Source organism: Micromonospora carbonacea (assembly GCF_014205165.1).
Taxonomy (GTDB): Bacteria; Actinomycetota; Actinomycetes; order Mycobacteriales; family Micromonosporaceae; genus Micromonospora; species Micromonospora carbonacea.
On record NZ_JACHMZ010000001.1, the window covers coordinates 7,122,493 to 7,148,241 of the forward strand.

The following is a 25,749-nucleotide window of genomic DNA, read 5'->3' on the forward strand; positions in this document are numbered from 1 at the left end:
GTGATCGTGCTGGGGTCAGCGCGTCAGCGCTCGACCTCGCCCTTGATGAAGGACTCGACGGCGGCGTGCGCGTCGTGGTCGGCGTACTGCACCGGCGGGGACTTCATGAAGTACGACGAGGCCGACAGGATCGGGCCACCGATCTTGCGGTCCAGGGCGATCTTCGCGGCCCGGACGGCGTCGATGATGACGCCGGCCGAGTTCGGCGAGTCCCACACCTCAAGCTTCAGCTCCGCGTTGAGCGGGGTGTCGCCGAAGGAGCGGCCCTCCAGGCGGATGTACGCCCACTTGCGGTCGTCGAGCCACGGCACGTGGTCCGACGGGCCGATGTGCACGTCGCTCTTCTGCATCTCGTGCGGGATCTGGGACGTGACCGACTGGGTCTTCGAGATCTTCTTCGAGACCAGCCGGTTGCGCTCCAGCATGTTCATGAAGTCCATGTTGCCGCCGAAGTTGAGCTGGTACGTGCGCAGCAGCTCCACCCCGCGGTCCTCGAACAGCTTCGCCAGGGCCCGGTGCACGATGGTCGCGCCGACCTGGCTCTTGATGTCGTCGCCGACGATCGGCAGGCCCGCGTCCTCGAACTTCTTGGCCCACTCGGGGTCGGAGGCGATGAAGACCGGCAGGGCGTTGACGAACGCGCAGCCGGCGTCGATCGCGGCCTGGGCGTAGAACTTGTCGGCCTGCTCGGAGCCGACCGGCAGGTAGGAGACGACGACGTCGACCTGCGCGTCGCGCAGCGCCTTGGCCACGTCGACCGGCTCGGCGTCCGACTCCTCGACGATCTCGCGGTAGTACTGGCCCAGGCCGTCGAAGGTCGGGCCGCGCTGCACGCTGACGCCGGTCGGCGGCACGTCGCAGAGCTTGATCGTGTTGTTCTCGCTGGCGACGATCGCCTCCGCGAGGTCCATGCCCACCTTCTTGGCGTCGACGTCGAACGCCGCGACGAACTCCACGTCCGAGACGTGGTAGTCGCCGAAGGTGACGTGCATGAGACCCGGGACGCGGTCGTTCGGGTCGGCGTTGCGGTAGTACTCCACGCCCTGCACGAGGGACGAGGCGCAGTTACCCACACCGACGATGGCGACGCGGACGGAGCCCATAGCGTCTGCCTCCTTCTTCTTCATCACGGCCGCTCTTTCCTGGACTCTCCAGGCGGAGGCGGGCTGTCGTTATCTCGTCGGCCGCCGGCCGTCCCGGTTCCCGGGACCGTCGGGGCACGGCCGGAGCGCTCGTTGGCGATGAGCTCCTCCAGCCAGCGGACCTCGCGTTCACAGGCGTCGAGGCCGTGGCGCTGAAGTTCCAGGGTGTACGCGTCGAGGCGCTCGGCCGCCCGGCCCAGCACGTCGCGAAGCCCCTCGCGGCGTTCCTCGATCTTGCGGCGGCGGCCCTCCAGGATGCGGAGCCGGGTCGCCTGGTCGGTGCGGGCGAAGAACGCGAAGTGCACACCGAAGCCCGTGTCGTCGTACGTCTCGGGGCCGGCCTGCGCGATGAGCTGGGCGAAGCGTTCCTTGCCCTCCGCAGTGATCTTGTAGACCACCCGCCCCCTGCGGCTGGTCAGTGCGGGGACCTCCTCGGCGGTGGCGGGCGTCTCGTCGGCCTCGGTGATCCACCCGGCCGCCTGCAGCCGGCGCAGGGTGGGGTAGAGCGAGCCGTAGCTGATCGCCGCACGGATTGCGCCCAGCTTGGCCGTGAGCTCCTTGCGGAGCTCGTAGCCGTGCATCGGGGATTCCTGAAGGAGGCCGAGGATGGCGAGATCGAGCACGGGCCACCCTTCCTTACCCCCGACGCGGAGACTCAACCACCGCGATGTATCGGACCGATACATCGCACGTTAGCGGCTCACCCAGGATCAGGGCAAACCCCCATGCCGAATTCTCGGGGTCACCGATTGTGACGGCGGTCGCCTCGCCGCGCCGGACCGCGTACCCTTCTCCGCATGCGTACGCAGCGCCAGGTCGTCGACTACTCGCTCCGGAAGCGAGCGGTGCTGCGTGAACTCCTCGCCGGCCGGGTGGGCACCTACGACGTCTGCGACGCGTCGCCGTACCTGAAGAACGCCGCCCGCTTCCACGGTGAGGCCACCGAGGAGCGCTGCCCGATCTGCCGCAGCGAGAACCTCACCCACGTCCACTACATTTACGGGGACGAACTCAAGCAGTCCGCCGGGCAGGCGCGTACCCTTGCCGAGTTGCCCGTCCTGGCGATGACGCTGCGTGAGTTCCAGGTGTTCGTGGTGGAGGTGTGCCTCGGCTGCGGCTGGAACCACCTCGTCGAGCAGTTCCTGCTGGGCCGGGACGGGCTGGCCGGCGGCGTGGAGGACGGGTCCGACCAGGGCGCGGCCGGTGCTTCGGCCGCCACGGCCCCGGGTGCCGGCCCGGCCGTTCCGCGGAGGCGAGAGGCGCAACGGTGAACCCAGCTGACTCGGTTGGCCCGATGTGGAGGAGGCGGGACGACCGACAGCTTTTAGGGCCGATAGGTCCGATTGATCCGGAAGTGATGCCCTCGGCCCGACTCGTTCGGGCGGCGGCGTCCTGTGTTTCAGCTCACGGCAAACCGGTGGCGGCGCGATCGCGTCCCACCGCGACCGGCAGGGTGTGAGGAATGAACTCGTACGGCGATCCCAGCTCCTCGCGCGGGCGCGCCCAGATACCGGGCGCCAACGGCGACCCCGGTGCGGGCCCGGCCGACGCGTACCGTCGCGGCGACGACGCCCGCGGCAGCTGGTCAGAGGGTACGGCACAGCCGGGCCGCGCCTCCGTGCCGCCCCGCGGCCAGGCTGCGGGAGGCCGCGCCCCGGTGGGTGGCTCGGCGGCCGTGCCGCCGCGCGCCGGCTCCGCGGCGGTGCCGCCGCGCGGCACAGCCGCCTCCGGCTCCGCCTCGGTGGGCTCGGCGTCGGTCGGGCGCGCGGTGCCCGGCCGGGCCTCGGTGCCCGTCTCCCCCGCCCCGGGCGGGTCGACAGCCGGCCGGGCCGGCGCGGGCCGCGCCTCGGTGCCGGTTTCCCCGGCGCCCGTCTCCCCGGCGGGCCGGGCCTCGGTCGGTGTCGGCTCCGCCGGACGAGCGAGCGTGGGTGCCGCGTCCGTGGGCGCCGCCTTCGGCGGCCCCGCCGGCCGCGCCTCCGTGGCCCGCGCGAGCGTCTCCCCGACCTCGGGCATCGGCGCGCCGCCCGGCGGGGGTGACCGCGGCGGCCGCGGCCCCGACGGCCGGGCGAAGTCGGCGCGGGCCCGCAAGCGCCGGCGGGCGAACATCCTCATCGCCAGCTTCGCGGTCTTCATCATGCTCGCCGGCATCGGCGTCGTCGGCTTCACGTACTACTCGACCAACGTCGTGCTGCCCGAGGACACCACGCCGCCGCAGGCGACGACGCTCTACGCGATGGACAACAAGACCATCATCGCCAAGGTGGGCGAGCAGAACCGCACCCTGGTCACCATCGACCAGATCCCGCAGCACGTGCAGGACGCGGTGGCCGCAGCCGAGGACCGCAACTTCTACCGGCACTCCGGTGTGGACTACAAGGGCATCGCCCGCGCCGCGTGGAACAACGTCTCCGGCGGCGACAAGCAGGGCGCGTCGACCATCACGCAGCAGTACGCCCGCAACGCGTACGACAACCTGAAGGACGACACCTACGCCCGGAAGGTCAAGGAGGCGATCCTCGCCTCCAAGCTGAACGACAAGTACGGCAAGCCGCAGATCATGCAGCACTACCTCAACGTGATCTACTTCGGCCGGGGCGCGTACGGCATCGAGGCGGCGGCGCAGACCTACTTCGGCAAGCCGGCGAAGAGCCTGACCGTCGCCGAGGGCGCGGTGCTCGCCGCGCTGATCAAGCAGCCGGTCGCCAGCGAGACCCACCGGGGGTTCGACCCGGCCGTCAACCCGGTCGACGCCAAGTCCCGCTGGGACTACGTCATCAACGGCATGGTCGAGGAGGGCTGGCTGAACGCCCCCGGCCGGCCGGAGCGCCCGACTGAGTACCCGAAGAACATCAAGAGCCCCAAGAACGGCGGCGCCGGCATCGACTTCGGCGTGAACACGCCGTACGGCAACGTCATCAACTACGTCAAGGTCGAGATGCGCGAGAAGGGCCTCTGCGTCGACAAGGAGGCCGACGTCACCGACAAGAAGCCGCTCTGCTCACAGGCGCTGATGGCCGGCGGCTACCGCATCCGCACCACCATCGACACCAAGATCCAGAAGGCGGCGGTCGAGGCCGCCCAGCGCAAGACGAAGGGCTCGGAGCTCGCCGGCCAGCCCAAGAACCTGATGGCGGCGGTCGTCGCCATCGACCCGGAGACCGGGCGCGTCGTCGCCTACTACGGCGGCGACAACGGCACCGGCACCGACTACGCCGGCAAGAACACCGACGCCAACGGCACCGTCACCGGCGGCCACTCGCCGGGGTCGAGCTTCAAGATCTATACCCTGGCCGCCGCGCTGAAGGCCGGCAAGGCGCTGGAGTCGCGCTGGAAGGGCCGGGGCTTCACCCCCGAGGGGACGAAGTTCAAGGTCAGCAACGCGGGCGTGGACAACCCGTCCTGCGGCAACTCCTGCACCCTGAAGGTCTCCACCCTCAAGTCGCTGAACGTGCCGTTCTACCACGTCACCCAGGAGATCGGGCCGGACAAGGTCATCGACATGGCCAAGCAGGCCGGCGTCACCACCATGTGGCGCACGGACACCGACCCCGCGAAGGCGTACGACCTGACCAAGACCGACCCGAAGGACATCGCGCCGTCGCCGTTCTTCCACGTCGTCGGCTACGGCCAGTACCCGATCACCGTCCTCGACCACGCCAACGGCGTCGCCACCTTCGCCAACGGGGGCGTCTACAACAAGGCCCACTTCCTCTACTCGGTGGAGAAGCAGAACGAGACCACCGGCAAGTGGGAGAAGGTCAGCAGCGAGAAGCTCGACCCCAAGCGGCGGATCGACAAGGACGTCGTGGCCGACGTGACCTCGGTGCTCAAGGAATACCCGGGCCAGGTCAACCACCGGCTCGCCGACGGCCGTGAGGCGACCGCCAAGACCGGCACCTGGGAGCTCAAGTCCGACAGTTCGGAGAACGGCGACGCCTGGATGATCGGCTACACGCCGCAGCTCGCCACGGCCGTCTGGGTGGGCAACGTGCAGAAGCGGCTGCCGCTGAAGCTGAAGGACGGCACCAGGGTCAGCGGCGCGAACCTACCCGGCGGCATCTGGGAACGGTTCATGAACGACGCCCTCAAGGGCGAGCCGAAGAGGACGTTCCCGCCGGCCGCGAACATCGGCGACCCGGAGGCGGGCAACGGCGACCCGCCGCCCCCGCCGCCCACCCCGGACCCGCCGGCGTGCAACCCGCTGGACATCTTCTGCCAGAACCCGGGCAACAACCCGAACACCCCGAACAACCCCAACACCCCGAACAACCCGGGTGGAGGCGGGCCCCCCAACCCGGGCGGCGGCGGCCCCGACACGCCGACGAACCCCGGGAACGACAACGAGGGGGGCACCGGCGGCGGCCTGCTGCCGACCATCACCCCCCGCACCAGGGAGTGAACCCACCGCACTGAACACCCGCCGTCGGCGGCCGGACACCACGTCCGGCCGCCGACGGCGTTTCGTCCATCGGAATGTTTTGCGCGGGGGCGGGACGTGAGGGCCATCGGTACGGGATGATTCCTGTCCATGAGCACCCAGTCGACGGCAGACATGGACGACGCCGGTCCCGGCGACCACCCGTCCCGGTCGGATGGCCTCGTCCGGGGGGCCTCCGAGCTGATCGGTGGCCCGCTGGGCGACCACGCGGTGGCGCTGGACCGGCCCGCCGACCGGGAGAGCCGGTTCTGGACGGCCGCCCGGATCGTGCTGGCCCTGGCCTGCCTGACCCTCGCCCTGCACTGGGTGCAGAAGTCCCCCTGCCAGGACGGCGCGTGGCAGAACAACATCCAGTACACGCGGATGTGCTACACCGACGTGCTGGCGCTCTACTACGCCGAAGGGCTCAACGAGGGCAAGGTGCCCTACCGGGACCACCCCGTCGAGTACCCGGTGCTGACCGGCTACTTCATGGGCGCCCTCGGGCTGCCGGTGCACGCCCTCGGCGTCGACAACCCGGAGATCAACCAGGGGCGGTGGGCGTACAACGCCAATGCCCTGGTGCTCAGCGCCCTCGCCGTGGCGACCGTCGCCGTCATCCTCGCCCTGCGCCGCCGACGACCCTGGGACGCCGCCCTCTTCGCGCTGGCCCCCGCCCTGTTCCTCACCGCCACCGTCAACTGGGACCTGCTCGCCATCGGGCTGGCCGCGTTCGGCTTCCTCGCCTGGGCGCGCAGCCGGCCGGCGCTGGCCGGGGTGCTGCTCGGCCTGGCCGGCGCGGCGAAGATGTGGCCGCTGTTCGTCCTCGGGCCGATCCTCGTGCTCGCGCTGCGCGCCAACCGGATCCGCGCCGGCCTCACCGCCGTCGGCACGGCGCTCGTGGCCCTCGTCGCCGTCAACCTGCCGGCGGCCGTGGCCTACCGCGACAACTGGGACCGCTTCTTCGAGCTGAACACCACCCGGCCGATCGACTGGGGCACGCTCTGGTACATCGGGCGCTACCTCGACGGCAAGGTCAACACCGGCGGCCCCGGCTCGATGGGGCCGTTCGAGTGGCTCAACGCCAACATCCCCACCCTGAACTGGCTCTCGTACGCCCTGTTCGGGCTGGCCTGCCTCGGCGTCGCGGTGCTGGCCCTGCGCGCGCCGAAGCGGCCCCGGCTGGCCCAGCTCGCCTTCCTCGTCGTCGCCGCGTTCCTCATCTTCAGCAAGGTGTGGTCGCAGCAGTTCGTCCTCTGGCTGCTGCCGCTGGTCGTCCTCGCCCGCCCCAAGTGGGGCGCGTTCATCGCCTGGCAGGTCGCCGAGATCGGCTACTTCGCCGCCTTCTACGGGGAGCTGCTCGGCTCGGCGACCAGCCGACCCGTCTTCCCCGAGGGCGTCTTCGTGCTGGCGGCGACGCTGCGGCTGGGCACCGTCGTGCTGCTCTGCGTGCTGGTGGTGAAGGAGATCCTGCACCCCGAGCGCGACGCGGTACGCGACACCTACGCCGACGACCCCGACGGCGGGGTGCTCGACGGCGCGCCGGACGCGCCCTGGGTGGACCGGTGGCGGCGGCGACCCGCGCCCGCCGAGCCCACCAACGTGCCGGCCCCGACGGCGGCCTGACGGCCCTCGGCGCGACCCGGTCGGGGCGAGGCCCCCGTGCCGGGCCGCGCCGCCCACGGCGGCGCGGCAGCTCGGCGCGACCGGTCGTCAGAGGCGGAAGACCACCGCGTTGTCCACCTGCTCGCGGGTGATGCCGAGCGCGTCGACCGGGGCGTCGATCGTGGTGGCCCACGGCGTGTCGGCGATCCGGTCGCGCAGCATCACCACGTTGCGCACGCCCAGCGCGCGCAGGTAGGTCACGCTCGCCTGGTCCGGGAAACTCTCGGTCGCCTTCCGGATCTCGGCCTGCCGCGTCGGGGTGAACCCGCTGCCGCCGTTGACCACGTCCTGGAACCGGCTGGTCGACCACAGCATCACCAGCTGGTCGGAGCCCTGGTCGCTGGGCAGCACCAGCATCGGGCCGTCCACCGACCGCAGCGCCGCGGGCTGGACCGGCACCACCGGGTGCGGGGTGACGTTGAGGCCCTCGGCGATCACCAGCAGCAGCGGCAGCACGGTGGCCAGCCGCAGCCACGGTCCCGGCCACGGCGGGACCCGCTCGGCCGCCCACTCGCGCACCCGGATCGCGAAGGCGCTGACCGCCCCGGCGGCGAGCAGCCCGAGCAGCAGCGTCGTCCAGAGCATCATCCGGCCCGGCGTGCGCAGGCCGTTCCAGCCCGGCAGATACTCGAAGAGCAGCCCGTAGGTGAAGGTGCCGCCGAAGAAGCGGGTGCCCATGGCCAGGACCGCCGTGACCACCACCCCGGCGAGCAGCAGCAGCCGGTGCCGCAGCCGCCACACCGAGAAGAACAGCCCGCCCGCCGCCAGCGCGTAGAGCACGAAGCCGGGCAGCAGGGTCATCTCCGGGGAGTTCCAGGGCAACCCGGCGCGTGCCCCCTCGTGCAGCGTGCCCCAGACGCGGGACTCGGCCGGGGCGGTGAAGAAGCCCGAGAGCGGCGGTGAGTAGATGCCGACGTCGTCGAGGGTGCGGGCCGCGTTCGGGTGCAGCTCGGCGACCTTGAAGTAGGGGACGGCCAGCAGGGCGCCCACCCCCGCGAACAGCAGCGCGCCGACGACGTCGGCGACGAGCAGCCGCACCCCGAACGGCCGCCGCGCCGACCGCCGCCGGACGAACCAGGTCACGGTGGCGACGAGCGTCGCCACCGCCAGCACGTACGCGAACGGCAGCCCGATGCCGAAGCCCAGGCTGAGCTGCCAGGCCGCCACCACCCAGCCGGCGTACGCCCACCCGGCGTGCCGCCGCTCGGGGCGGTAGCCGTGGCGCAGCGACCAGCCGTGCCCCCGGGCCAGCATGGCCAGCGCCAGCGGGATGCCGCCGTTGGAGATGATGTGCAGGTGCCCCGCCTGGGCGAGCAGCCAGGGGGCGTACGCGTAGCCGACCCCGGCCACCGCCGCGCCCGCGCGCCCCGAGCCGAGCTGCCGCGCCAGCGCGTACGCCCCGAGCGTGGCGAGCGCGTGGGCCAGCACGAACATGATGTTGTAGCGGAGCAGGGCCGCCTCCGGACCCGTGCCGATCATGCCGGCCGGGGCGTACCCGAGCAGGGTGTCGGAGAAGGCGAAGCTCCACGGCTCCGGGAAGAACGTGTTGGAGTGCCACAGCTGCGCCGGATTGGTCAGCAGGATGTGCCCCGACCAGGCCATCTGCCAGGTCTGGAGGCTCGGGTCCCAGTAGTCCTGGGGGAGCGTGTGCAGCGGGTAGCGCAGCGTCGGCCAGGTGAGCGCGACGGCCAGCGCCAGCGAGCCCAGCACGGCCAGGGTCCACTCGTGGACGCCGAAGCGGCCCACCGCCCGCAGCCCGCGCCGCAGTCGCCCGGGCACCGGCTCCGGGGCGGGGGCGAACGCCTCCCAGCGGTCCGGCTTCCGGTCGTCCCCGGCGTCGCGGTCGCCCTTCGCGTCGTCGCCGTCCTCGGCCTCGTCGTCCTTGGCCTCGCGGTCCTTGGTCTTGCCGTCCTTGGTCTCGCCGTCGGCGTCGTCCGCCTTCGCGTTGCCGACGCCCTTCGTGCTGCCGTCGGCCTTCGTGGCGTCGATGTCCTTCGCGGTGCCGGCGTCCTTCGCGGTGCCGGCGTCGGCCTTCGCGTTGCCGACGGCTTCTGTGGCGTCGGCGTCCTTTGTGGCGCTGGCGTCGTTTCCGGCCTCGTCGTCCCCGCGGGCCGCCGGTTCGCCGGGGACGGCCTCGTCCGTGACGCCGGACTGCTCGGTCGTCATGCGGCCGGGCTCCCCACGGCGAGCCGGTCGCGGAGGAAGGCGATGTCCGCGCCCTGACCGTCCGCACCACCCGGGGTCTCCACGATCGCCGGGGCGTCCGCCGCCTGGATCACGGCCACCAGCAGCTCCGGGTCGATGGTGCCGCCGTCGAGGTTGTCGTGCCTGTCCCGCCCCGAACCGAACGTGTCCTTCGAGTTGTTGGCGTGCACCAGGTCGATCCGACCGGTGATCGCCTTCACGCGGTCGACCAGGTCGAGCAGCTCCTCACCCCCGGCGTGGGCGTGACAGGTGTCGAGGCAGAAGCCCACCTCGTAGTCGCCGAGCGCGTCCCAGAGCCGGGCCAGCGCGTCGAGGCGTCGGGCGCAGGCGTTGTCCCCGCCGGCGGTGTTCTCGATCAGCACCGGCAGGGCGAAGCCCCCGGCGTCCGCCGCGTACGCGAAGGTCTTGCGCCAGTTGTCGAACCCGACCGCCAGGTCGTCGCCGGCGTTGACGTGCCCACCGTGCACGATCAGGCCCTTCGCGCCGATCTCCGCCGCCGCCGTGGCGTGGCCGAGCAGCAGCTTCCGGCTCGGGATGCGGATCCGGTTGTTCAGCGTCGCCACGTTGATCACGTATGGCGCGTGGACGTAGAGGTCGACCTCGGCGGCGCGCAACCGGTCGGCGTCCTCCCTGGGTTTCGGGGCCTTCCAGCCCTGCGGATCGGAGAGGAAGAACTGCACGGCGTCGGCGGCTCGGGCGGTCGCCTCGGACAGCGGGTCGGCGGAATCGACGTGGGCTCCGATACGCATGCAGGCGAGCCTACGTCGAGGCACCGACGTGCGGGGTGGTGGCGCGGCCGGGTCGTGGTGTCCCACCGCCGGCGGCGGTCGTCACCCGGCCGGCCCGCCGGTCGTTGGTCCGGACGGGGATCGACGATTGGCCGACGCCGATCATCGGGCAAAAGCGCTGATTCTCTCCACACGTGACGAAATCGTTGTACCGTCGGATAACAACACAATGAAGCTCCGCGGGGCGTTTCGGTCCAACCTCATCGGTGTGGTCGTTCCTCCCCAGGTCCCACCCAAGGAATGCGGACGGGACGCCCCGCGGCCTCGTGACCGGGGGCCGAGGCCGACGCGCGTCGTCGGCCCGGCCCCCGGTTCCCGTACGCCTGCGGCGGGACGCGCCGCGCCGACCCGTGAACCGGCGCTGCGTGACCCGGCATCGCGTGAACCGACGACGCGTGGAGCGGCGACGGCGACCTGCCCGGGCATGATCGTCCGGGCCGGGTATTCTGGTCCGGTTGTCCGCGCCCGGTCGGGTTCCCCCGGTCCGGAGCGGCCACGACGCCAGACCTCCTGCCACGGAAGGACCGTGGCCGCCTAGCCCACAGGAGGTGAGCACGTCTTGCGTCATTACGAGATCATGGTGATCCTCGACCCCAGCCTCGAGGAGCGCACCGTCGCCCCGTCGCTCGACACGTACCTGAACGTGATCCGGACCGCGGGTGGCTCGGTCGAGAAGACCGACGTATGGGGCCGCCGGCGCCTCGCGTACGAGATCAACAAGAAGGCCGAGGGCATCTACGCTGTCGTCGACCTGCAGGCCACGCCTGCGGCGGTGGCCGAGCTGGATCGTCAGCTGCGGCTCAACGAGTCCGTGCTGCGCACCAAGGTCATCCGGCCGGAGATGCGCTAACAGTCCAACCCGGTTCACCACCCGGATCAGCCTCATCGAGGTTGTCGTAGGGCCCTGAGAGCCTGTACGGCGAACGATGAGTGCGCGAGGAGATGGTCATGGCAGGAGACACCACCATCACGGTCATCGGCAATCTGACCGATGACCCCGAGTTGCGTTTCACCCCCTCGGGGGCCGCGGTCGCCAAGTTCCGGGTCGCCTCGACGCCCCGGTTCATGGACAAGGCGTCCGGCGAGTGGAAGGACGGCGAGCCGCTGTTCCTCGCGTGCACGGTCTGGCGGCAGGCCGCCGAGCACGTCGCCGAGTCGTTGCAGCGCGGTGCCCGGGTGATCGTGTCGGGCCGGCTGCGTCAGCGGTCCTACGAGACCCGCGAGGGCGAGAAGCGCACCGTCATCGAGCTGGAGGTCGACGAGATCGGCCCGTCCCTGCGCTACGCCACGGCGAAGGTGCAGAAGATGTCCCGCTCCGGTGGCGGCGGCTTCGGCGGTGGCGGTGGTGGCAACCAGGGCGGCGGCGGAGGCAACTTCGACGACCCCTGGGCCTCGGCCGCGCCGGCTCCCTCGCGCGGTGGTTCGGGTGGCGGCAACTTCGACGAGGAGCCTCCGTTCTAATGGCGCCGAGCGCCCGCGACCGCAAACCAGGAGCCCGAGCAATGGCCAAGGCCGCTGCACTTCGCAAACCGAAGAAGAAGGTGAACCCGCTCGACAAGGACGGGATCACGTACATCGATTACAAGGACACCGCGCTGCTGCGCAAGTTCATCTCCGACCGCGGCAAGATCCGCGCTCGGCGGGTGACCGGCGTGACCTCGCAGCAGCAGCGGCAGATCGCCCGCGCGGTCAAGAACGCCCGCGAGATGGCGCTCCTGCCGTACACGGCCACGGCCCGCTGAGAGGAGGCACCGATATGAAGATCATCCTGACTCAGGAGGTGTCCGGCCTCGGTGCCCCGGGCGACATCGTCGAGGTCAAGAACGGCTACGGCCGTAACTACCTGCTCCCGCAGGGCTTCGCGATCGCCTGGACCAAGGGCGCGGAGAAGCAGGTCACGGTCATCAAGCGGGCCCGCTCGGCCCGCGAGATCCGCGACCTCGGCCACGCCAACGAGGTCAAGGCCCAGCTCGAGGGCCTGAAGGTCAGCCTCAAGGCCCGCGCCGGCGACGGCGGGCGGCTCTTCGGCTCGGTCACCCCGGCCGAGATCGTCGACGCCGTCAAGGCGGCCGGCGGCCCGGCCCTCGACCGTCGGCGGCTGGAGACGCCCGGCCACATCAAGTCGCTCGGCGCGTACCCGGTCAGCATCAGGCTGCACCCCGAGGTGACCGCCAAGTTCGACCTCAACGTCGTCCAGGGCTGACACCCGACAGCGGCACCGGAAGGGCCCGCACCGGATCGCCGGTGCGGGCCCTTCCGCGTCCGGGTGTGGAAGCCAGCCCGGTGTGGAAGCCCCACCCGGCGACGACCGGGTTCGCGGGCGGGCGACCCGCTCGGCGGCGACACGTCGGAGAGCGCCGCGCGCCCGGCGACGGTCGGGGCGGTCAACCGATGGGCTGACCGGTCACCGCGCTGATCATCACCGTCGACAGCCCGCCGCCGACCACCGCCGCCGCCAACGCCACAGTCGCCGACCGCCACGTCGTGCCGACCCGCCGCAGCAGCAGCGCGACGACGAGGCTGCTGGCCAGCGCCAGGCCGAACCGGGGCGCCCCGTTCACCAGCGAGCCGAGGGCGTGCGACCGTGGCGAGTCGCAGCCGCCACCGCTGATGTCCGTGACGCAGCCGGCCGGCGCCTGACCGTCCAGCGTCAGCAGCCAGACGAAGACCAGCACGGCCGGGAGCAGGTAACACGCCGCGGTGTAGACCAACGGCCGGAACGGCCCGCCCGGATCCGGATCGAGCAGGTCGTCTTCGAGGCGGCGGTTCCAGGACCTGACGGGCACCGGTTCCGCACGCCGCCGCGACGGCACACCCACCGCCCGCGCGTCGCCGACCGGCTCGCCCCTCCGCCGGCCCGGCTCCGCCCTGCGGCGTGGTGCCGAGCGCGGCCGGGGAGCGGTGTAGGGCACCACCGGCGACTGCGGCGCGGACGGCGGGGCGTCCATCCACCGGGGATCGTCGCCCGCGAGCCGGGTGCCCGACCAGAACCCCTCCACGTGCTCCGGCCAGGACCACCCCTCGACCGGAGCGTCCCCGGACCGGGGCTCCACGGCCCGGTCCCAGCGCTGACCGTCGTCGACCCGGCCCCACTGCCCGGTCTCGGCGGTCGACCGCTCCCGTCGCCCGGTCTCCCCGGCCCGGTCCCACCGGCCGATTTCACCGGTCTGGTCCCACCGGCCGACGTCCCCGGTCTCCTCCCAGCGCCCGATCTCGCCGGTGCGGTCCCACCGGCCGATCTCGCCGGTCTGGTCCCACCGGCCGAGGTCGCCGATCTCACCCGTTTGGTCCCAGCGGGCCGCACCGGCGGGTGACTCCCACCGGCTCTCGACCGCCGGACGGTCCCACGCGTGCACGCCGGAGGCGTCCCACGGGTCCACCGCCGGCTGGTAGGACGCCGCCTCGCCGGTGGTCTCCGGCGCGTCCGCCGCGCCCCGCGCCCACGGATCCACGGCCGGGCGGGTGGACCAGGAGTCGGCGCCCGCCCGGCGGCTGCGGCGGGTCCGCCGCCCCCCGCCCTCGGCCGCGTCCGCGCCGGTCGCGGTGCCCACGTCCTCCAGCCCCGACCAGACCACCTGGGGACGGCGCGACGACGACCGGCGGGGGCGCGCCGCCCGCGCCGCGCCCGACACCGGATCGTCCTCGTCGGCCCGCCTGCTGCCCACGTAGCCCCCGTCGCGGGAAGCGTCGTCGCGGAGAGCCTCGTCGCGCCAGCCGCCGGGCCGCTCGGGCTCCGGGGCCGCGCCGATCGCGGGCACGTCCCGCCAACCGCCGGGCCGCTCCCGCTCCGGGGCCGCCTCGATCGCGGGCACGTCCCGCCACGTCGTCTCGCTGACGCGCCGCCAACTGGTGGTCGTCTCGGTGGTGCGCCAGCCCGAGCCCGAGCCCGAGCGGGCGCGGGCGTCGTCCTCGTCGTCGGGGGCCGCGTGCCGACCACCACCGTCGGCCCGCTCGACACCCGAGTCCAGCGCCCACCGAGGCAGGTACGTCTCCACCGGCTCCTGCTGGCCCCGGCGCGCCGCCCGGCGGCGGCTCGGGGTGCGGTAGCGCTCGACGGCCGAGCCGTGCGAGTCGGCCGGGGGCTGGTCGCCGGAGGCGTCCCACGGGAGGCTCGCCTGCCGCTCGCGCGGGCTGCCCTCCCCGCGTCCCCAGTCCCGGTGTCTCACGGCCGGAGCGTGACCCTTCTGAACCGAAAGTGCAATCCGCTGTCCAGGTGTAGCCGTTTGCAGGAGATAGTACGGGACGAAGCGCCCAGGAAGCTCACCAGAAATTTCTCCTCCACAGGGTGGGGACGGTGTCTATGCAGGTCACGGCGTTTCGGGCCGGAATTCCCCAACACTTATCCACAACCTGTGCACACCCTGCACACATGTTGTCCACCGGCGTCCACAGGTTGTCCCAAGGCTCGTCCACCGGCCTGGTTGAGTCGCTGACCTCGGGTTCCGTATGGTTGCCTCTCGACCGACGGTGCGATGACCCCCCGATCGACCCGACCGGTCCGATCGGACGTCGTCGTGCCCGGCGGCGCAGCGGTAGTCAACGCCGACGCAGCGGAGGGGGGATCCCGTGTCGGTCACCGACGACATGCGGACGGAGCCACGGGGCGGCGGCCAGCCACCGGCATCCGCCCAGCGGGACGGCCAGTTCGAGAAGACCCCACCCCAGGACGTCGCCGCCGAGCAGTGCGTCCTCGGCGGCATGCTGCTCTCCAAGGACGCCATCGCCGACGTCGTCGAGATCCTGAAGTCCACCGACTTCTACCGGCCGGTGCACGCGACGATCTTCGACGCCATCCTCGACATCTACGGCCGGGGCGAGCCCGCCGACGCGATCACGGTGGCCGCCGCCTTGGCCGACTCGGGCGACCTCGCCCGCATCGGCGGCGCGCCCTACCTGCACACCCTCATCGCGACCGTCCCCACCGCCGCCAACGCCGCCTACTACGCCCGCATCGTCGGGGAGCGGGCCGTGCTCCGCCGCCTCGTCGAGGCCGGCACCAAGATCGTGCAACTGGGCTACGGCACCGGCAACAACGGCAGCCGCGACGTCGACGACATCGTCGACCTCGCCCAGCAGGCCGTCTACGAGATCACCGAGCGCCGGGTCAGCGAGGACTTCGCCATCCTGGCGGACATGCTCCAGCCGACCCTCGACGAGATCGAGGCGGTGGGCGCCCAGGGCGGCGTCATGACCGGCGTGCCGACCGGCTTCACCGACCTCGACCGGCTGCTCAACGGCCTGCACCCCGGCCAATTGATCATCGTGGCGGGCCGGCCCGGTCTGGGCAAGGCGCTGGCGCTGGACACCCCGCTGCCCACCCCCGACGGCTGGACCACGATGGGCGAGGTGGCGGCCGGTGACCGGCTCCTCGCCGCGGACGGCACCCCGACCACCGTCACGGCCGCCTTCGAGGTGCGGCACGACCGCCCCTGCTACGAGGTCGAGTTCTCCGACGGCTCGGTCATCGTGGCCGACGCCGAGCACCTGTGGCGGACCACCGCCGCCCCGGAGGCGGTGACGACCGCCCGGATCGCCGCCACGCTGCACACCGACACGGCGGGCCGGCAGCCCCGCCACGCCGTCGGGAACTGCGCGCCGCTGCGGCTGCCCACGCGGGATCTCGCCGTCGCGCCGTACACCCTCGGAGTGGGCGTCGGCGAGGGCAGCGCCGAGCCGCACCTCCCGCCGGACTACCTCCGCGCGTCGGAGGACCAGCGCCGCGAGCTGCTCGCGGGCCTGATGGACGCCGCCGGGACGGTGGGCCCCGACGGGAACCTCCGGTACGCCTCGACCTCCCGACGGCTGGCCGGATGCGTCCGGGAACTCGTGGTCGGCCTCGGCTACCGGTGCACGGTCGGCGAGCAGCCGGCGCGGGAGGGCTCGCCCGTCGCGTACACCGTGGACTTCTCGACGCCCGACCCCGTCTTCCGCCTGGCGGACAAGCGGGCGGCGCACGCCGCGCGGCAGCGGACGGCCCCGGACGCCGGCGTCCGGTTCGTCGTGGACGTGCGGCCGGTGCCGAGCGTCCCGGTGCGCTGCGTGACCGTGGACAACCCGGACCACCTCTACCTGGCCGGCCGGTCCATGATCCCGACGCACAACAGCACCGCGAGCATGGACTTCGCCCGGAACGCGGCGATCCGGGCCAACCAGGCGTCGGCGATCTTCTCGCTGGAGATGAGCAAGGTCGAGATCGTCATGCGCCTGCTCTCGGCGGAGGCCCGCGTCCCGCTGCACGTGCTGCGCAGCGGCCAGCTCTCCGACGACGACTGGACCAAGCTGGCCCGTTGCATGGGTGAGATCAGCGAGGCGCCGCTCTTCGTCGACGACACGCCGAGCATGAACCTGATGGAGATCCGGGCGAAGGCGCGTCGGCTCAAGCAGAAGCACGACCTGAAGCTGATCGTCGTCGACTATCTCCAGCTCATGACGTCGCCGAAGCGCACCGAGAGCCGGCAGCAGGAGGTCGCGGACCTGTCCCGTGGCCTCAAGCTGCTGGCCAAGGAGGTCGAGTGCCCGGTGATCGCGGTGAGTCAGCTGAACCGTGGCCCGGAGCAGCGGACGGACAAGCGACCGCAGCTATCCGATTTGCGCGAATCTGGGTCAATTGAACAAGATGCTGACGTAGTAATACTTTTGCACCGGGACGACTACTACGACAAGGAGTCACCGCGCGCCGGGGAGGCGGACTTCATCGTCGCCAAGCACCGGAACGGGCCGACCGACTCGATCACCGTGGCCGCGCAGCTCCACCTGTCCCGCTTCGTCGACATGGCGATCGTCTGAGCCGACGGGCCGAGCCCGGCAGGACCACCCCCACCAGCGCCCGGCCGCTCAGCCGATCAGCGGGAACCAGCCGGCGGCCTCGCCCAGCTCCCACCGGTCCCGGTCGGTCAGCGGCACCCGGCCGGTGGCCCTGAGCAGGAAGTCCCGGTCGTCCCAGCCTGCCGGCCGGACGGCGTCGTCGCTGAGCAGCCCGCAGAGGCTCGCCACCGCGACCCGGGCGGGCAGCGCGGCCGGCGGCGGGGCGTCGGGCAGGTCGACGATCAGGTCGAGGTGGTGCACGACCGCCTCGGTGGTGAGCGTGGCCAGCAGGTCCGGCACCCGCAGCACGTGGCCCTGCGTGGTGACGAAGCCGTCCGGGTCGGCCGCGGCGGCGGCGCGGACGGCGGCCGGCGCCGTGTCGGCCCAGACCCGGAACACCCCGCTGGGGCGCTCGAACGCGGCGACCGAGCGCCGGACCCACCCGGCGTGCCGGTCACCGCTGTCGTCGTCGTCGCGGGCCGCCCGCCGGCCGGTGCCCGTCCCCGTGGCGTCGGGCGGCGCGGCGAAGCTCTGCCAGTAGGAGACGTCGTCGCGGTCGGCCGGCCCGTCGGCGGGGCTGGCGAGCGCGACCAGCGCCCGCTGCGCGTCGCAGAGCACGTGGAACAGCAGGTCGGCGACGCGCCAGCCCCGGCACCGGGTGGGCCGTCGCAGGCCGGCGTCGTCGAGCGGGGCCACGACGTCGGTGATCCCCGCGTACGCCTGGGCCAGCGCCTCGGGCTGCGAAACGGCTGTCATGGACGCAGCCTCGCACGCCGGACGCGCCCGGGCATGTCGGCGACGTGGGGCGGTCACCCGGACCGGGCCTGCCCCACGTCGCCGACCTGGCGACCGCCGAACGGATCAGTCAGTCGAAGAGCTCGCCGAGGAAACCGCCGTGGTGCTTCTTGCGGCGGTAGTGGCCGTGGTAGCCGTAGTGCGGTTGGCCGTGCCCGCCGTACGCGGGGGCGGGCGGCGGGTAGCCGTGCGTGGGCGGCGGGGGCGGAGGCGGGGGCACCGCGCCGTAGCCCGGCTGCTGCGGCTGGTGCGCGGGCGGCGGAGGCGGCGGGTAGGCGCCGGGCGCCTGGGCCGGCCGGGCCGGGTTCGGGGCGCCCGCCGACTGCTGCCGGTTCCAGTTCGCCTCGGCCTCGAACAGTTTCTCCAGTTCGCCGCGGTCGAGGAAGATCCCCCGACACTCGCCGCACTGGTCGATGACGACTCCGCTGCGCTCGTACTGGCGCATGTCTCCGTGACACTTGGGACAGGTGAGCTGCATTACCCGAAGGTACCCGGTGAAGTCACCCGATTGCCGCGAGCGCGTCGGTCACCTCGTCGTCGGACACCTCGTGGAAGTCGAAGTAGTAGGCGCCGACCGCGCCGAAGTCGGCGGGCCGCTCGGCGCAGACGACCTCGTCGGCCTCGGCGGCGAGCATCTCGTACGCCTGCTGCGAGCCGACGGGCACCGCGACGACCACCCGGCGGGCCCCGAGGCGTCGGGCCACCTGGACGGCGGCGCGGGCGGTGGCCCCGGTGGCGAGGCCGTCGTCAACGATGACGGCGGTCCGGCCGGTCAGGTCGAGCGGGGGCCGTCCGGCCCGGTAACGGCGTTCGCGGCGGTCCAGTTCCGCCTGCTCACGGCGCTGCACCTCGGCGACCTCCGCGGCGTCGAGCCGGGCGGCCACCGTCTCGTTGAGCACCCGCACGCCGTGGGGGCCGAGCGCGCCGAAGGCGACCTCGGGGGCCAGGGGCAGGCCGAGCTTGCGGACCACCAGCACGTCGAGGGGGACGCCGAGCCGCCCGGCGACGACCCGGGCCACGGGCACGCCGCCCCGGACGAGCGCGAGCACGGTGACGTCGGAGCGCCCGACGAGGCCGGCGAGCCGGTCGGCGAGGACCCGGCCGGCGTCGTCCCGGTCGCGGAAGGTCGTCGTCATGTCTCAGGTGTACGCCGTGCCGGCCGACCGCGCCGGCCGTCGGGGGCGAAGCCCCCCGGTCAGGGGGCGGCGGGGGCCGGCGCGGGGCGGGGCAGGGCGGGTGCCCAGGCCAGCAGGGCGACCGGGTAGAGCAGGTAGCCGAAGCGGGTGGTGGGCATCAGCAGGATCGCTGCGAGCAGCCCGTACCCGCAGATCAGGGCGGCGGCGGTGGCCGTGCGGGGCGGGCGGCGCAGGAGCCGGACGGCGATGGCGGCCCCAGCGGCGACGAGCAGCGCGGCGGCGGCGACCCGGCCGCCGGGCAGGGTGGTGGTGATCAGGTGACCCGGAAACGGGGACTGCGCCGGGCTGGTGACCAGGCCGTGCCCGAGCGGGAAGCGCAGCACGTTCTCGACCAGCGCGTCGCGGTCGACGAGTAGGGCGGGCAGCAGGGCGAGGGCCGGCAGGCCGAGCGCGCCGGCGGCGAGCCGCCCGGCGCGGCGGTGGGTGGCCGCCCAGGCGATCAGCACGAGGGCGACCGGCCAGGCGAAGAGCTTCAGCGCGCCCGCCGCGCCGACGGCGAGGCCGGCGCGGCCCGGCCGGCCGGTGGCGGCGAGGGCGAGGGCCAGCAGGCAGGCGGCGAGCACCGGCAGGTCGTCGCCGCCGGTGGCGAGGGTGAGGGCGCAGACCGGCAGCACGGTCGCCGCCTGGAACCCGCGCAGCACGGTCGCCGCCCGGTCGCCGCCGCCGGCCGGATCCCCGGCGGTCGGGGTGTCGGCGGCGGTCGGGGCTCCGGTGCGCAGGACGCGCACCGCGAGGGCGAGGAGCAGCGCGGTGGCGACCGCGAACCAGACGCGGGCGTCGGTCCACCAGCCGTCCGCGACGGCGCGCGGCAGCCCGAACAGGGCCATGCCCGGCTGGTACGGGGTGTAGCCGAGCAGCCGCTCGTCGGCGGGGAGCGCGGCGATCGCGTCGTGCCCGAGGTAGGGCGTGCCGGTCTCGACGAGGCGGTTGCCGCTGTGCTCGACGACGACCACCTCCTCCTGCGCACGGTCGGTGCGGCCGGCGGCCCGCTGCGCGCTCTGCGCCAGCAGCGGCAGCAGCGTGGTGGTGGCCCAGGCCAGCCCGGTGACCGTCCAGCGGGCCGGCAGGGCGGCGAGCGCCGCGGCGGCGTCCCGGCGGCGGGCGGCGAGTTGGCCGGCGACGGCGAGCGCGGCGACCAGGTAGCCGAACGCGGCGATGCTCCCCCAGGCGCGGTGCGGCGGCAGGGTGGAGGTGGCGGCGGTGACGGCCGCGAACGCGGCGGAGGCAGCGTAGAGGCCGAGGTCGAGGGCGAGGCCGCCGGCGGCCCGGTCGACCCTGCGCCACGGTGCGGGGGCACGGGCGGCCCGGTCGGCGGCGGCGGTCACGCGGGCAAGTGTGGCAGACGCTCTCCCCGGCTGCGCCCGCCCTGCCGTCGCCCGGCGGGGAGCCGGACCACGGTGCCCGCGTCGTGCAGCGGCGGGGCGAGGGTGCCGGTGCGGCCGCCGAAGCCGCGGTGCAGGGTGGACAGGAGCGTGCCGGCCGGCACCGGCCGGCCGAAGAGGTGGCCCTGCCCGGCGGTGCAGCCCAGCTCCCAGAGGGCACGGCGCTGTGGTTCGCTCTCCACCCCCTCGGCGACGACGGTGAGCCCGAGGCTGCGGCCGAGGTCGAGGGTGGACCGGATGACGGCGGCGGCCTCGGCGGACCCCTCCATGGCCGACACGAAGCTGCGGTCGATCTTGAGCTCGTGGACGGGGATGCGGGAGAGCAGGGACAGCGAGGAGTAGCCGGTGCCGAAGTCGTCCAGGGCCAGCCGGACGCCCTCGTCGCGCAGCCGGCTGAGCACCCGGTCGACCACGTCGAGCTGGCTGAGGGTCAGCGTCTCGGTCAGTTCCAGGACCAGCCGGTCCGGCGGCAGGTCGTGGGCGCGCAGCCGGGCCAGCACGGAGCTGGGGAAGCGGGCGTCGAGGAGGCTGCGCGGCGACACGTTGACCGCCACCGGCAGGTCGAAGCCGGCGTCGCGCCAGCTGTTGGCGGCGATGAGCGCCTGGTCGAGGATCGCCTCGGCGAACGCGGGGAGCAGGCCGGAGCGCTCGACGGCCTCCAGGAAGCGCAGCGGGTCGATCACGCCGTGCACCGGGTGGTGCCAGCGCGCCAGCGCCTCCGCGCTGGTCACCTCGCCGGTGCCGAGGTCGACGATGGGCTGGAAGTTGACGGTGAACTCCTGGTCGGCGACGGCCCGGGGCAGCTCACCGCCGAGGGTGAGCCGGCCGAGGTCGGCGGTGTCCCGGGTCGACGCGTAGGTGGCGATGCGCTGGCCGGCGCGCTTCGCCTGGTACATCGCGACGTCGGCGCGGCGCAGCAGCTCGGGCATGCCGCCGCTGGCCGGGGCGATGGCGATGCCGCCGCTGGCCTCCACGCTGATCCGCATGCCGTCGAGGTCGAGGGGCTCGTGCAGCGCGGCGAGCAGGGCCTCGGTGCGGTGTGCGGCCACCGCCGGGGCGGGCAGGCCGCGCAGGAGCACGGCGAACTCGTCGCCGCCGAGGCGGGCCACCAGGTCGCCGCCCTGGGCGGCGCCGCGCAGCCGGTCGGCGACCTGGAGGAGCACCTGGTCGCCGGCGGCGTGGCCGAGGGTGTCGTTGACCTCCTTGAAGTGGTTGAGGTCGATCAGCACGAGCGCGGTCACCCCGTCGGCGTGCCGGGCGTTGAGCTGCTCGCTGCCCTGGTCCAGCAGGTGCCGCCGGTTGGCCAGGCCGGTGAGGGTGTCGTGGGTCGCCGCGTACGCGTGCTCGTTGGCGACGCGGGCCAGCTCGGCGTACGCCTGGGCGTTGCGGACGGCGGTGCACAGCGCCGAGGTGAAGGTGCGCAGGGTGTACTGCTCGCGTTCGGAGAACCGGACGGGGCCCCGGAACCGCAGGCGGAGGGTGCCGACGTCGACGGTGCGGTCGTGCCCCTCCAGGCGGGCGGAGATCACCGAACCCTCGGTCGGGCCGCCGGGGCCGGTCGGCCCGTCGTAGGTGAGGGTGCCGGCGGAGCCGCGGACCGTCCGGCCCGTCCCGCGCAGGGAGATCTCCACCTCGTCGGCGGAGAACAGCTCGGCGGCCTGGGTGACGGCGGTGGTGAGGACCTTGTCGAGGTCGACGACGTTGAGCGCGTCGGTGGTGCGGGCCAGCCGTTGCCACGCCTGCTGCTCGGTGCGGGTGCGGACCCGGTTGGAGTAGAGCAGGTGCAGGCTCAGCACCAGGGGCGGGACGGCGAGGAGCAGGCGGCTGTCGGCCCGGAGGATGAAGACGGTGCCGACGATCACCAGGAGCCGGGCGGCGGCGGTGGCGGCCCGCAGGCCCCAGTCCTCCCGGAACAGGTCGCGCAGCCGCTCGCCGGTCGCCATCGCGATGACCGGGAGGGTGACCAGCTCGTCGAGGACCACGGCCGCCAGGTAGGCGACGGAGAGCGGCAGGACGAGGTGGACGAGCAGGTCGTCGCCGGTGCGCCAGCCGGCGGCGTGCAGGACCGTCCCCGCGACGGCCGCGACGAGCGTGTTCTTGCCGATGCCGAACAGCGTCTTGAGCGTGGTCTTCCGGTCCAGCCAGGTGGTGATCGCGATGCTGAGGGCGGTGGCGAGGACCACCACGGGGGTGGGGGCGACGGCGAGGCCGATGAGGATGGCGGTCTCGGTCCAGGCGATGTCGTGGTTGGTGGCTCTGATCCGGACCCGGACCTTCACCGTGACGCCGATGGCGACCAGCGAGACGAGCGCCGCCCAGAGCGCCAGGTTACCGGGGTCGCCCCCCGCCAGGAGCTGGTTCGTGGAGACGACGAGGGCGGCGGACGCGCAAACGACGACGAGACCGACTAGCGACTGGAGTCGCCGATCGGTCTCGGTCCGTCGATTCGTCGGAGCGGCCACCCATCGTCCTCGCGTTGTCACCGATGGCTATGCGTTCCTCAGGGTACTGGCCTTTATCCGCTCCGAGAAGTGCCCTCAACTCCACTCGTGCGACTTCATCACAGCCCCCACCCTTTCTGTCGTTCCTGTCCGACGAACGAGAGCTTAAGGCGGTGGACGTCCAATTCTGTACTGATAAATGTCGGTATGCGCAATATAAGCCAACCTGGGGATGATTTGTCACTTTGTGTTTACGGGACCTGTGCGGAGCGCTCTACAGGTAATTGCGTCGCGCTTGTCAGTTCTGTGTCGCGCGGCCACGTGGTCGGCAAAGAGTACGGCTCGTCCCCGTACCCAGTCTGGTGAGGTCCGCCTCCCGGTTCATCCCCGCTTCGGGTTCTTCTCTCCTGGTAGGTCCCGAATCGGCGGGGTGCGCGGCCACGCCGTGACGCGCCGGGACGGACCGACTCCCGACAGTCGCCCGGATTGACCCGGGCGGGGAAACGCCGCCCCGCCGACGCAATTCCTTTGGCTCCGGGTGCCCGTCCACGGTGCCGCACCGCGTGCCCGCCGAAGGTGGGACCGGGGCCGGGCGTACCGAAGGATAGGCTCGCGACCGTGACGGATCCCGCCCAGCTCACCCACGTCGACGCGGCGGGCGCGGCCCGCATGGTCGACGTCTCCGCCAAGGCGGTCTCCGGCCGGCTCGCCGTGGCCGCCGGCCGGCTGCGGACCACCGCCGAGGTGGTCGACCTGCTGCGCCGCGACGGGCTGCCCAAGGGCGACGCGCTCGCCGTGGGCCGGCTCGCCGGCATCATGGGGGCCAAGCGGACCCCGGACCTGATCCCGCTCTGCCACCCGATCGCGCTGCACGGCGTGACCGTCGACCTCGCGCTCACCGACGACACCGTCGAGATCACCGCCACCGCGCGGACCGCCGACCGCACGGGCGTGGAGATGGAGGCGCTGACCGCCGTCGCGGTCGCCGGCCTCGCCCTGGTCGACATGGTCAAGGCGGTCGACCCGGCGGCGTCGGTCGACGCGGTGCGGGTGCTCCGCAAGGAGGGCGGCAAGACGGGCCTGTGGCAGCGGCCGGCGGACCGGCCGTGATCCGCGCCCGGGTGGTGGTCGCCTCCAACCGCGCGTCGGCCGGGGTCTACGCCGACACCAGCGGCCCGCTGCTCGTCGCCGGCCTGCGCGAGCTGGGCTGCCAGGTCGACGACCCGGTGGTGGTGCCCGACGGCGAACCGGTCGGCGCGGCGCTGCGGGCCGCCCTGGCCGACGGGGTCGACGTGGTGCTGACCAGCGGCGGCACCGGGATCAACCCGACCGACCGCACCCCCGACGTGACCCGAGCGCTGCTCGACCACGAGATCCCCGGCATCGCCGAGGCGATCCGGGCGCACAGCCGGGACCGGGTGCCGACGGCGGCGCTGTCCCGGGGCGTCGCCGGGGTCGTCGGCCGGATGCTGGTCGTCAACCTGCCCGGCTCCACCGGCGGCGCCCGCGACGGGCTCGCCGTCCTCGGCCCGATCCTCGCCCACGCCGTCGACCAGCTCCGCGGCGGCGACCACTGAGCGACCGGCACCCGGGACGGCGCGGCCACTGGCCGGGTGGGTCCCGCCGGCCGACGATAGGCTCGGCCGGTGAGCACGGAAACCGCGTCCGCCGCGGAGCAGGTCGCCGTACCGCCGCCGGCCGGCTGGGAGGAGGCCCGCTCCCGGGTGTACGCCGTCGGCCTCGCCGCCGCGCTGCCCGCCGTCGGCCGGCCGCTCGCCGAGACCGACGGGCACACCCTCGCCGAGCCGCTGACCACCCGCACCGACCTGCCCGCCTTCCCCACCTCCAGCGTGGACGGCTGGGCGGTGCGCGGGGACGGGCCGTGGCGGGTCGTCGGCCGGGTGCTGGCCGGTGGCAGCCCGGCCCCGCTGACCGACGACGGCACCACCGTCGAGATCGCCACCGGCGCGATGGTGCCCGAGGGGGTCACCGCGATCCTGCGGGTCGAGGAGTCCACCCGCACCGCCGACGGCCGGGTCGCCGGCACCCCCCGGCCGACCCCGGAGTGGCGCGAGCCCGGCGAGGAGGCACGCGCCGGTGAGGAGCTGCTCCCGGCGGGCACCCCGGTCGACCCGGCGGTGATCGGCCTCGCCGCCTCCTGCGGCCACGACACGCTGCGGGTCCGCCGGCCGCCCCGCGCCGCGCTGCTGGTCTTCGGCGACGAGCTGTTGACGTCGGGGCCGCCGGCCGCCGGCCGTGTCCGGGACGCCCTCGGGCCGGCCGTGCCGGCGTGGCTGCGCCGGTACGGCTGCCAGGTGCGCCCGGCCGACGTCGTCGGCCCGGTGGCGGACACCCTGCCGGCGCACGTGGCGGCCCTGCGCGCGGCGCTGGCCACCGCCGACCTGGTCTGCACCACCGGCGGCACGATGCACGGCCCGGTCGACCACCTGCACCCCACCCTGGAGGCGCTCGGCGCGGACTACGTGGTCAACACGGTCGCCGTCCGCCCCGGGTTCCCGATGCTGCTGGCCCGGCTGGTCGACCCGGACGGCCGGGTCCGCTTCGTCGCCGGCCTGCCCGGCAACCCGCAGTCCGCGATCGTCGCGATCGTCTCGCTGGTCGCGCCGCTGCTGGCGGGCCTACAGGGCCGGCCGATGCCGGTGCTGCCGCACGCCACGCTGGCCGACGCGGTGCCGGGGCGCGGCGACCACACCCACCTCGCCCTGGTCCGGCTGGACCGGGCCGCCGGCACCGCCCACCCGGTCCGGCACGTCGGGTCGGCGATGCTGCGCGGGCTGGCCGGCGCGGACGGCTTCGCGGTCATCCGCCCGGGCACGACCGGCGAGCCGGGCGCGCGGGTGCCGGTCGTGCCGCTGCCCCTGCTGCCCGGGGAGCGGTCGTGTCCGTGAGGAGG

General features: G+C 73.4%; 21 protein-coding genes. 11 read left to right on the plus strand and 10 right to left on the minus strand.

Annotated elements, in window-relative coordinates:
• Positions 1-23: 23 nt before the first annotated feature.
• Together HDA31_RS29995 and HDA31_RS30000 are read right to left on the minus strand one after the other, a co-directional pair.
• On the minus strand, positions 24-1,103 hold the full coding sequence (locus tag HDA31_RS29995) for an inositol-3-phosphate synthase (RefSeq protein ID WP_077935340.1): 1,080 nt from the start codon (positions 1,101-1,103) through the stop codon (positions 24-26).
• 23 nt (positions 1,104-1,126) lie between these two features.
• The gene (locus HDA31_RS30000; protein WP_178066972.1) at positions 1,127-1,765 is read right to left on the minus strand and encodes a PadR family transcriptional regulator; all 639 of its coding nucleotides are present in this window, start codon (positions 1,763-1,765) and stop codon (positions 1,127-1,129) included.
• A 174-nt stretch (positions 1,766-1,939) separates the two neighbouring features.
• Between HDA31_RS30000 and HDA31_RS30005 the strand changes: the two genes are divergently transcribed.
• The 3 genes from HDA31_RS30005 (at position 1,940) to HDA31_RS30015 (ending at position 7,185) form a co-directional block, all read left to right on the plus strand.
• Complete coding sequence (locus tag HDA31_RS30005; protein WP_178066971.1) at positions 1,940-2,413, plus strand: DUF5318 domain-containing protein; 474 nt, start codon at positions 1,940-1,942, stop codon at positions 2,411-2,413.
• A gap of 191 nt (positions 2,414-2,604) precedes the next feature.
• On the plus strand, positions 2,605-5,541 hold the full coding sequence (locus HDA31_RS30010) for a transglycosylase domain-containing protein (protein WP_178066970.1): 2,937 nt from the start codon (positions 2,605-2,607) through the stop codon (positions 5,539-5,541).
• Positions 5,542-5,670: 129 nt separating this feature from the next.
• A complete protein-coding gene (locus HDA31_RS30015; protein WP_178066969.1) occupies positions 5,671-7,185 on the plus strand; it encodes a glycosyltransferase family 87 protein in 1,515 nt (504 codons plus the stop codon).
• An 87-nt stretch (positions 7,186-7,272) separates the two neighbouring features.
• Here HDA31_RS30015 and HDA31_RS30020 read toward each other — a convergent pair whose 3' ends face one another.
• Positions 7,273-9,390 carry a glycosyltransferase family protein gene (locus HDA31_RS30020; RefSeq protein ID WP_246384237.1) on the minus strand — a complete coding sequence of 706 codons (2,118 nt, stop codon included), beginning with the start codon at positions 9,388-9,390 and terminating at the stop codon, positions 7,273-7,275.
• Positions 9,387-10,178, minus strand: a complete 792-nt coding sequence (locus HDA31_RS30025) for a deoxyribonuclease IV (RefSeq protein WP_074478198.1) — start codon at positions 10,176-10,178, stop codon at positions 9,387-9,389. Before HDA31_RS30025 ends, HDA31_RS30020 begins: the two co-directional genes overlap by 4 nt.
• A 598-nt stretch (positions 10,179-10,776) precedes the next feature.
• Between HDA31_RS30025 and rpsF the strand changes: the two genes are divergently transcribed.
• The 4 genes from rpsF (at position 10,777) to rplI (ending at position 12,420) form a co-directional block, all read left to right on the plus strand.
• Positions 10,777-11,067 carry a 30S ribosomal protein S6 gene (gene rpsF / locus HDA31_RS30030; RefSeq protein WP_007073791.1) on the plus strand — a complete coding sequence of 97 codons (291 nt, stop codon included), beginning with the start codon at positions 10,777-10,779 and terminating at the stop codon, positions 11,065-11,067.
• An 80-nt stretch (positions 11,068-11,147) separates the two neighbouring features.
• Positions 11,148-11,678: a single-stranded DNA-binding protein gene (locus HDA31_RS30035; RefSeq protein ID WP_176734099.1), complete on the plus strand. Its 531-nt coding sequence runs from the start codon at positions 11,148-11,150 to the stop codon at positions 11,676-11,678.
• Between the two features lie 41 nt (positions 11,679-11,719).
• Positions 11,720-11,959 carry a 30S ribosomal protein S18 gene (rpsR, locus tag HDA31_RS30040; RefSeq protein ID WP_007073789.1) on the plus strand — a complete coding sequence of 80 codons (240 nt, stop codon included), beginning with the start codon at positions 11,720-11,722 and terminating at the stop codon, positions 11,957-11,959.
• A gap of 14 nt (positions 11,960-11,973) precedes the next feature.
• Positions 11,974-12,420, plus strand: coding sequence for a 50S ribosomal protein L9 (gene rplI / locus HDA31_RS30045; RefSeq protein ID WP_007073788.1), 447 nt, complete (start codon positions 11,974-11,976; stop codon positions 12,418-12,420).
• 181 nt (positions 12,421-12,601) lie between these two features.
• Here the strand turns inward: rplI and HDA31_RS30050 are convergent, their stop codons facing one another.
• Positions 12,602-14,383 carry a hypothetical protein gene (locus HDA31_RS30050; protein ID WP_178066968.1) on the minus strand — a complete coding sequence of 594 codons (1,782 nt, stop codon included), beginning with the start codon at positions 14,381-14,383 and terminating at the stop codon, positions 12,602-12,604.
• A gap of 400 nt (positions 14,384-14,783) precedes the next feature.
• Between HDA31_RS30050 and dnaB the strand changes: the two genes are divergently transcribed.
• Positions 14,784-17,003, plus strand: a complete 2,220-nt coding sequence (gene dnaB / locus HDA31_RS30055; RefSeq protein ID WP_219824975.1) for a replicative DNA helicase — start codon at positions 14,784-14,786, stop codon at positions 17,001-17,003.
• A gap of 48 nt (positions 17,004-17,051) precedes the next feature.
• Here dnaB and HDA31_RS30060 read toward each other — a convergent pair whose 3' ends face one another.
• From HDA31_RS30060 to HDA31_RS30080, 5 genes are all read right to left on the minus strand, one after another.
• On the minus strand, positions 17,052-17,777 hold the full coding sequence (locus HDA31_RS30060; RefSeq protein ID WP_178066967.1) for a maleylpyruvate isomerase N-terminal domain-containing protein: 726 nt from the start codon (positions 17,775-17,777) through the stop codon (positions 17,052-17,054).
• A gap of 109 nt (positions 17,778-17,886) precedes the next feature.
• Positions 17,887-18,294 carry a TFIIB-type zinc ribbon-containing protein gene (locus HDA31_RS30065; protein ID WP_178066966.1) on the minus strand — a complete coding sequence of 136 codons (408 nt, stop codon included), beginning with the start codon at positions 18,292-18,294 and terminating at the stop codon, positions 17,887-17,889.
• A 22-nt stretch (positions 18,295-18,316) separates the two neighbouring features.
• Positions 18,317-18,952, minus strand: coding sequence for a phosphoribosyltransferase (locus tag HDA31_RS30070; RefSeq protein ID WP_178066965.1), 636 nt, complete (start codon positions 18,950-18,952; stop codon positions 18,317-18,319).
• Positions 18,953-19,011: 59 nt separating this feature from the next.
• Positions 19,012-20,337, minus strand: coding sequence for a glycosyltransferase 87 family protein (locus tag HDA31_RS30075; RefSeq protein ID WP_178066964.1), 1,326 nt, complete (start codon positions 20,335-20,337; stop codon positions 19,012-19,014).
• A complete protein-coding gene (locus HDA31_RS30080; RefSeq protein WP_178066963.1) occupies positions 20,334-22,856 on the minus strand; it encodes a putative bifunctional diguanylate cyclase/phosphodiesterase in 2,523 nt (840 codons plus the stop codon). Before HDA31_RS30080 ends, HDA31_RS30075 begins: the two co-directional genes overlap by 4 nt.
• A 597-nt stretch (positions 22,857-23,453) precedes the next feature.
• Here HDA31_RS30080 and moaC point away from each other — a divergent pair.
• From moaC to HDA31_RS30095, 3 genes are all read left to right on the plus strand, one after another.
• Positions 23,454-23,945, plus strand: coding sequence for a cyclic pyranopterin monophosphate synthase MoaC (gene moaC / locus HDA31_RS30085; protein ID WP_043960949.1), 492 nt, complete (start codon positions 23,454-23,456; stop codon positions 23,943-23,945).
• The gene (locus HDA31_RS30090) at positions 23,942-24,412 is read left to right on the plus strand and encodes a MogA/MoaB family molybdenum cofactor biosynthesis protein (protein WP_178066962.1); all 471 of its coding nucleotides are present in this window, start codon (positions 23,942-23,944) and stop codon (positions 24,410-24,412) included. Before moaC ends, HDA31_RS30090 begins: the two co-directional genes overlap by 4 nt.
• A 69-nt stretch (positions 24,413-24,481) precedes the next feature.
• Complete coding sequence (locus HDA31_RS30095) at positions 24,482-25,744, plus strand: molybdopterin molybdotransferase MoeA (RefSeq protein WP_178066961.1); 1,263 nt, start codon at positions 24,482-24,484, stop codon at positions 25,742-25,744.
• Positions 25,745-25,749: the final 5 nt, after the last annotated feature.